The following is a 7,860-nucleotide window of genomic DNA, read 5'->3' as shown; positions in this document are numbered from 1 at the left end:
GGGCTCCCCCCCCCCCACGCGGGTTCAGCCGCGTACCTGGCCTTCGCCGCTCAATACCCACTTCAGGGTGGTCAAGCCTTCCAGGCCGACGGGGCCGCGCGCGTGCAAGCGGTTCGTGGAGATACCGATTTCGGCGCCCAGCCCATATTCGAAGCCGTCCGCGAAGCAGGTTGGCAGGTTGACGTAGACCGAGCTGGAATCGACTTCGCGCTGGAAGCGCTGCGCCGCCGACAGATCTTCGGTGACGATGGAATCCGTGTGGCCGGAGCCCCAGCGTGCAATGTGTTCGATGGCGTCATCCAGGGTGTCAACGATGCGCACCGCCAGGATGGGACCCAGGTATTCCGTGCCCCAATCTGCTTCGGTGGCCGGCGTAATGTGAGGCAGCAACGCCAGCGTGCGCGGGCAGCCGCGCAGCTCGACGCCGTGTTCGATAAAGGCCGCCGCCAGCGTGGGCAAAATGGAAACGGCCGCGACCGCGTCGACCAGCAACGTTTCCATGGCGCCGCAAATGCCATAGCGGTAGGTCTTGGCGTTGAACGCAATGGAATGCGCTTTGTCCGGGTCGGCCGCTGCGTCGATGTAGACGTGGCAATTGCCATCCAGATGTTTGATCAGGGGCACGCGCGCTTCCTGCGACAGGCGCGCGATCAGGCCCTTGCCGCCCCGGGGCACGATGACGTCGATATGCTCGGTCATGGTGATGAGCTTGCCCACGGCGGCGCGGTCGGCAGTGGCCACGACCTGCACGGCTTCCTGCGGCAAGCCGGCAGCAGCCAGGCCGGTCTGGACCACGCGGCCCAAGGCGATGTTCGAGTGGAGCGCTTCGCTGCCGCCGCGCAAGATGGCGGCATTGCCTGACTTCAGGCACAGCGCGGCTGCGTCGATCGTGACGTTGGGGCGCGATTCGTAAATGATGCCGATGACGCCCAGCGGCACGCGCATCTGGGCTACTCGCATGCCGTTGGGGCGCACGGTGGTGGCGGTGATGCTGCCGATAGGGTCGGGCAGGGCGGCGATCTGGCGCAAGCCTTCGGCCATGTGCGCCAGCGTTTTGTCGGACAGCGTCAGGCGGTCAAGCAGCGCCGGTTCCAGACCGTTGGCCCGGGCGGCGGAGACGTCTTTCTCGTTGGCGGCCTTCAGCTCGTCGTGGCTGGCGGCCAAGGCGTCGGCCATTGCCAGCAGCGCCTTGTTTTTCGCGGCACTATTGGCGCGCATCATGGCGCGCGAGGCGCGCCGGGCGTTTTCGCCCAAGGTCAGCATGGCGTGTTCGATGGAGGACGAGGACATGGCGGCGTCAATCATGGAGGTTTTGGGGGCGGCTTCAGGCGGCGGCTTATCGGCCGCCTTAAGGTCTGGGGGCTGGGCGCTAGAGTCTAGAGTCTAGAGTCTAGGTCTATTGCCTGGGGCCAGTGGATTCAGTGTATCTCCGGCGGCAAGGCCGGAGGCGTCGGGAAGACAAGGGGACAGCAAGGCGAAGGCGGCGGCAGTGCCGCCTTCACGGTCGTCCGCCGGCGGCGGCAACACGCAGGGCCAGGCGGGTCATTTCTTCCCAGGGGTCCGACAGCCGGCCGGCGACGGACAAGCCCTTGATCAGGCGGTCGACGTCATGGGCGTGCTGCACCGCAGCCGGCCAGACGCCGGGCTGCACCCGGTTCAACGCCTGTAGCGCCAGGCGCTCATGCGCGCCGAAAATGCGCAGCCGGCGCATCAGGCCATTGACGTCCTGGCCCAGCGCGCGCGCTTCGGCCACGCGGGCAAGCAGGCGGATTTCTTCGCCGACGGCCCACAACACCAGCGGCAGGGCTTCGCCTTCGGCGCGCAGGCCATCGATCATGCGGATGGTGCGCGCGATGTCGCCGGCAAGCATGGCGTCACGCAGGCCGAAGACGTCGTAGCGCGCCACGTTCAGCACCGCGCGTTCCACGTCTTCCGCCGCCAATTGGCCTTCCGGATACAGCAGGCCCAGCTTCTGGATTTCTTGGTGCGCGGCCAGCAGGTTGCCTTCGACCTTGTCGGCCATCCATTGCAGGGTGGCGCCGTCGGCACGCTGGTTTTGGCGCGCCAGCCGCATGCCGACCCAGGCGGGCAGCCGGCCGCGTTCGATATTGGCGATGTCGACCATCATGCCGGCGCGGGCAAGCGCCTGGACCCAGCGGCTTTCGCGGGTGGCTTTGTCCAACCTCGGCAGGGCGATCAGGATCAGCGTGTCGGCATCGGCCTGTTTTTCGGCTTGCTCGGCCAGCTTGCTCAGTGTGTCTGCGCCTGACTTGCCGGGTTTGCCGGTGGGAATCTTGATTTCAAGGATGCGGCGGTCGCCGAACAGCGACACGCTTTGAGTGGCGGCAAGGACGCTGCTCCAGTCGCTGCGCGCGTCCATCACCATGGAAAGCCGCTCGGTATAGCCCGCGTTGCGCGCCGAGGCGCGCAACGTGTCGACGGCTTCCGTCACCAGCAAGGGCTCGTCGCCCGACACCGTATACAGCGGGGCAAGCCGGTTGCCGGGCCGCTGCAGGTGCTCGGCAAGCCGGTCCGCGTCCAAAGACTGTGCCATGGCCTAGCGCAGGATCGCCGGGTCCGTGGTGGACGGCGTTTGCCAAGGCGTGGGCGTTCTCCTTTGCTGAGGTGCGTTCGGGTCGAACAGCGGGATCTCGCCGTTTTCGCCACGTTCGGCGGCCTCTTCATAGGCGCGACGCACGTCAGGCGCGGTCAGGCGGCGCAGCACGCGCGACACCAGGTCGCGCTGCATGGATTTGTACAAGGTGTCGATCTGGCCTTGCTTGGCCTGCACGACCTGGTCGTCATACGGCATTTCGCGGTAGATGGACAAGGTGGTGTCCGGGATCAGCGCGCGGCCCTTGTTGTCGATCAGGCGGAACGTGTAGTTGATGCCCAGTTCGTATTCCTCGACCCGGCCTTGTGCGTTCAAGGACACTTCACGCAGCGTGCGGGTGTCGCCCACTTGCTGCAGGATGGCCTGTGCTTCCTTGGGCGAGTCCACCAGCTTGGTATTGGGCGAGGCCGCGCGCAGCGCGCGGCGCACGTCGGCGCCGAATTGCGTGTTGTCCGGCATGCCGATGTACATCGTGTCGAACGGCATAGGAGTGACGCCGCGCAGCGCGAAGCCGCAGGCGGAGAGCAGCATGAACAGCGCCACGCAGGCGCCGCGCAGCAGCCAGGATTGGCGGGGGGAGTGCGGGAGTTGCCCGGCGATGTACATGCTTGACCTCATCAGCCTACGACGTTGACCAGTTTGCCCGGCACCACGATGACGCGCTTGGGCGGGCGGCCTTCCAGGAAGCGGGCGACCTCTTCCTGGCTGGCGGCGAGCTTTTCGATGTCTTCCTTGGCAGCGCCGGCGGCCACGCGGATCGAGCCGCGCAGCTTGCCGTTGACCTGGAGCATCAGCTCGATTTCGTCCGCGATCAGCGCGGCTTCGTCCACATGCGGCCACGGCGCGTCCAGCAGGTCGCCCAGTTCTTTGGCGTAGCCCAGGTCTTGCCACAGGTGCCAGGTGATGTGCGGCACCACCGGGTACAGCACGCGCAGCAGCACGCCCAGCGTTTCGGCATAGGCGGCGTCGGCGGCGGCGTCTTCAGGCAGTTTGGCGTCGTCGATCGCGTTCAGCATTTTCATGCAGGCGGACACGACGGTGTTGTACTGGATGCGCTGGTAGTCGTAGTCGGCTTGCTTGAGCAGCGTGTAGACCTCGCGGCGCAGGTCCTTGACGGCGGCGGTGGCTTGCGACCAGTCGGCGCCATGGGCCAGACCACGTGCGACGGCGTCGCGGCGCGCGTAGCTGATGGACCACAGGCGGCGCAGGAAGCGGTTGGAACCTTCGACGCCGGAGTCGGACCATTCCAGGGTCTGCTCGGGGGGGCTGGCGAACATGACGAACAGGCGTGCCGTGTCGGCGCCCAGCGTGTCGATCAGCGATTGCGGATCGACGCCGTTGTTCTTGGACTTGGACATCGTGCCCACGCCGCCATAGTTGATGGCCGAGCCGTCCGACTTCAGCTTGGCGCCGGTGATGGCGCCGCGGTCGTCGTAGACGTTTTCGACGTCTTCGGGCCAGAAGTATTCGATGCCGCCCTGGGGCGTCTTGCGCGAATAGATGTGGTTCAGCACCATGCCCTGGCACAGCAGCTTGGTGAAGGGCTCGTCGAAATTGAGCAGGCCCATGTCGCGCATGACCTTGGTCCAGAAGCGCGCGTAGAGCAAGTGCAACACGGCGTGTTCGATGCCGCCGATGTACTGGTCCATCGGCATCCAGTAATCATTGCGCGAGTCGACCATGGCGTTGTCGTTGCCCGGCGAGGTGTAGCGCATGAAGTACCAGGACGAGTCCACGAACGTGTCCATCGTGTCCGTTTCGCGGCGCGCGGGCTTGCCGCAGCTGGGGCAGGCGCAGGACAGGAAGGCTTCGTTCTTGGCCAGCGGGTTGCCGCTGCCATCGGGGATCAGGTCGTCGGGCAGGACGACGGGCAAGTCTTTTTCGGGAACCGGCACCGGGCCGCAGTCGGCGCAGTGGATGATCGGGATCGGCGTGCCCCAGTAGCGCTGGCGCGAGATGCCCCAGTCGCGCAGGCGCCAGGTGGTCTGCTTTTCGCCCAGGCCTTGCGCGCCCAGGTCAACCGCGATGGCGTCCACGGCTTCCTTGTGCGACAGGCCGTCGTATTTGCCCGAATTGATGGTGCGGCCCGACTGCTTGTCGCCATACCATTCCTGCCAGGCGGCGGTGGAGTATTCCTTGCCGGCCACGTCCACGACCTGCACGATGGGCAGGTCGTATTTCTTGGCGAAGGCGAAATCGCGTTCGTCGTGCGCGGGCACGCCCATGACGGCGCCGTCGCCGTAGGTCATCAGCACGTAGTTGCCGACCCAGACCTCGACGTCAGCGCCCGTGATCGGGTGCGTGACGGTAAGACCCGTACGCATGCCTTCCTTTTCGCGCGTGGCCATTTCGGCCTCGGTCGTGCCGCCCAGCTTGCACTGTTCAATGAAGGCGGACAATTGCGGGTTGTTGCGCGCGGCGTGCGTGGCCAGCGGGTGTTCAGGCGCCACGGCGCAGAACGTCACGCCCATGATCGTGTCGGCGCGGGTGGTGAAGACGTACAGCTTGCCGTCCTGGATCAACTGGCCGTCCTGGCCGGCGATCTTGTGCGGGAAGGCGAAACGCAGGCCTTCGGACTTGCCGATCCAGTTTTCCTGCATCAGGCGCACGCGCTCGGGCCAGCCGGGCAGGTCGTTCTGGACGGCGCCCAGCAGTTCGTCGGCGTAGTCGGTGATACGCAGGTAGTAGCCGGGGATTTCGCGCTTTTCAACCAGCGCGCCCGACCGCCAGCCGCGGCCGTCGATGACTTGTTCGTTGGCCAGCACGGTTTGGTCGACCGGATCCCAGTTGACGACCTGGGTCTTGCGATAGGCCACGCCCTTTTCCAGCATCTTCAGGAACAGCCACTGGTTCCACTTGTAGTACTGGGGATCGCAGGCGCACATTTCGCGCGTCCAGTCGATTGCCAGACCCATCGCCTTCATCTGCTTCTTCATGTAGGCGATGTTGTCGTAGGTCCATTTGGCCGGCGGCACCTTGGACTTGATGGCGGCGTTTTCCGCCGGCATGCCGAAGGCGTCCCAGCCCATGGGCATCAGGACGTTATAGCCACGCATGCGCAACTGACGCGCCATCATGTCGTTGATGGTGTAGTTGCGCACGTGGCCCATGTGCAGCTTGCCGCTGGGGTAGGGCAGCATCGAGCAGGCGTAGAACTTCGGCTTTTCGGAGCCGTCGGCGTTCTTCGCGTGTTCATGGACCAGATAGGCGTCGCGGGCCTGCCAGTCTTGGTGGGCGGCCGCTTCGACGGTAGTGGGGAGGTAACGTTCCTGCATGGGCTCGGGCACGGTGGCAAAAAAGGGTGAGCCGCCCCGCCGCGTGGACGCGGGGGCGGCCTGACGCGGTGGCGGTCAAAACCCCTGATTATAGGAGGTGCTAGACGCGGCGAGGGGGCGGGGCTGTTTCGGGGATGCGCGCACTTGGCGCCAATGTGCCATAGGCCAATGTAACCACGCCCAGAACAGCGCCCGCGATGACCACGCCGGGCCAGCCGAAATGGGCGTAAAGCCAGGACGATACCAGTGAACCGGAGGCGCCGCCGAGGAAGTAGCTGGTCATGTAGCCGGCGGTCAGGCGGCTGCGCGCTTCGGGGCGCAGCCGATAGAGCGAACTGGTATTGGTGACATGCACGCCCTGGATGGCCAGGTCCTGCACCAGAATGCCCGCCAGCAGGGCAATCACCGAGGCCTGGCCGAAGGCCATCAGCCCCCACGACCCCAGCAACAGCAGCAGGCCCACACGGGTGGCCAGGTTGCCCAGGCCCCGGTCGGCCAGGCGCCCGAAGCGGTTGGCGGCATAGGCGCCCGCCGCCCCCGCCAGGCCGAACAGCCCGATGGTGGTGTTGCTGTATTCATAGGGCGGGCTGGCCAACAGGAAGGTCAGCGGTGTCCACAGCATGCTGAAGGCGGCGAACAGCAGAAAGCCCAGCAGCGACCGCGCGCGAAACAGCGGCTCTTCCATAAACATGCGCAAGATGGAGCCCAGCAGACGCGGGTAGCTCATCGTGGTGGGGCTTTGATAGCGGGGCAGCACGCGCCACAAGGCGGCGGACATGCCCAGCATCAGCAGGGCGGCCACCCAGTACACCGTGCGCCAACTGCCCACGTCCGCCAGCGCGCCGGCCACGGTGCGGGCCAGCAGGATGCCCAGCAACAGCCCGCTCATGACCGTGCCGACCGCCTTGCCGCGTTCATGCGGCGCGGCAAGGGTCGCGGCGAACGGCACCAGGATCTGGGCCACCACCGACAGCATCCCCGTGAGCGCGGTGCCCAGCAGCAGCAGGGCGATGTTGTGGGCGAACGAGGAAATCAACAGTCCGCCGGCCGACAGCAGCGTCATCAGCACGATCAGGCGGCGGCGTTCGAACAGGTCGCCCAGCGGAACCAGCAGCATCAGCCCCAGCGCGTAGCTCAGTTGCGCGGTGGTGACGATGGCGCCCGCCATGGCGTTGGATAGTGAAAACTGTTGGCCGATGGTGTGCAGCAGGGGCTGCGCGTAGTAATTGCTGGCAACGGCCAAGCCGGTTGCCACGGACATCAGCAAAACGATCGGCGCGGTCAGCGTGGGCGTTGGTGTTGGCGTGGAAGAGGGGGAGGTGGAAGAAGATGCATTCATAAGTCAGACCCCGATGCCGCCGGGGGTTTCCTGGTCGTGTTTGAGCAAGAGCTTTTTCAGCAGGCCAGCCAATTGCTTGCGCTCGGCCACCGATAGCGGGTCCAGCAGTTCGCCCAGGTCCTTCAAATAGTCCTTCAGCACCAGTTTGATCACGCGCAAGCCTTCAGTAGTCAGCGACACGATGATGCCTCGGCGGTCGTCCGGGTTGGGGTTGCGCACCAGCAGGCCGGCTTGCTCCAGGCGGTCCAGCCGGTTGGTCATGGCGCCCGAGGTCAGCAGCAGCGCGTCGACCAGCTTTTGCGGATTCATGGCGTGCGGCGCGCCCGTGCGGTAGAGCGTGGCGAGCACATCGAATTCACCTTGGTGCAGGTTGTGGCGGCGAAAGCTGCGATTCACGTTGCGGGTGGCGAAGGCGTTCAAGCGGAACACCCGGGTGATGACAGCCATGGCGGCAAAGTCCTGCGTGGGACATTCCGTGCTCCATTGCGAGATCACCAGATCGACCAGATCAGAGGTAGGCATGGCAGTAATACTTTGATATGAAGTTTCTTAACATTAAGATAAATTCTAACCGCCGATCGGGCGCCACGCAAAATGGCCGGCAAAAAAAGAAAGGCGCGCCTCTTTCGAGG

6 protein-coding genes are annotated in these 7,860 nt (G+C 65.3%); all 6 read right to left on the bottom strand.

The genetic code is table 11. The features are described from left to right. Positions 1-24: 24 nt before the first annotated feature. The 6 genes from ACE04A_RS04630 to ACE04A_RS04605 all read right to left on the bottom strand — a co-directional run bounded on the left by ACE04A_RS04630 (position 25) and on the right by ACE04A_RS04605 (position 7,750). Positions 25-1,305: a glutamate-5-semialdehyde dehydrogenase gene (locus tag ACE04A_RS04630; RefSeq protein ID WP_404976219.1), complete on the bottom strand. Its 1,281-nt coding sequence runs from the start codon at positions 1,303-1,305 to the stop codon at positions 25-27. 193 nt (positions 1,306-1,498) lie between these two features. Continuing rightward, entirely contained in the window at positions 1,499-2,554 is a 1,056-nt protein-coding gene (holA, locus tag ACE04A_RS04625) for a DNA polymerase III subunit delta (protein WP_438860203.1), read from the bottom strand. A gap of 3 nt (positions 2,555-2,557) precedes the next feature. After that, the gene (locus ACE04A_RS04620; RefSeq protein WP_259245653.1) at positions 2,558-3,220 is read right to left on the bottom strand and encodes an LPS-assembly lipoprotein LptE; all 663 of its coding nucleotides are present in this window, start codon (positions 3,218-3,220) and stop codon (positions 2,558-2,560) included. Between the two features lie 11 nt (positions 3,221-3,231). After that, entirely contained in the window at positions 3,232-5,889 is a 2,658-nt protein-coding gene (gene leuS / locus ACE04A_RS04615) for a leucine--tRNA ligase (protein ID WP_447990776.1), read from the bottom strand. A 100-nt stretch (positions 5,890-5,989) separates the two neighbouring features. Further along, positions 5,990-7,228, bottom strand: a complete 1,239-nt coding sequence (locus ACE04A_RS04610; protein WP_448717625.1) for an MFS transporter — start codon at positions 7,226-7,228, stop codon at positions 5,990-5,992. A gap of 3 nt (positions 7,229-7,231) precedes the next feature. Next, positions 7,232-7,750, bottom strand: a complete 519-nt coding sequence (locus ACE04A_RS04605) for a MarR family winged helix-turn-helix transcriptional regulator (RefSeq protein ID WP_448717623.1) — start codon at positions 7,748-7,750, stop codon at positions 7,232-7,234. Positions 7,751-7,860: the final 110 nt, after the last annotated feature.

The sequence above is a fragment of the Achromobacter colocynthidis genome (genome assembly GCF_057334535.1).
The sequence above is the reverse complement of the archived record's forward strand: the minus strand, read 5'-3'. Positions and strand labels throughout refer to the sequence as shown.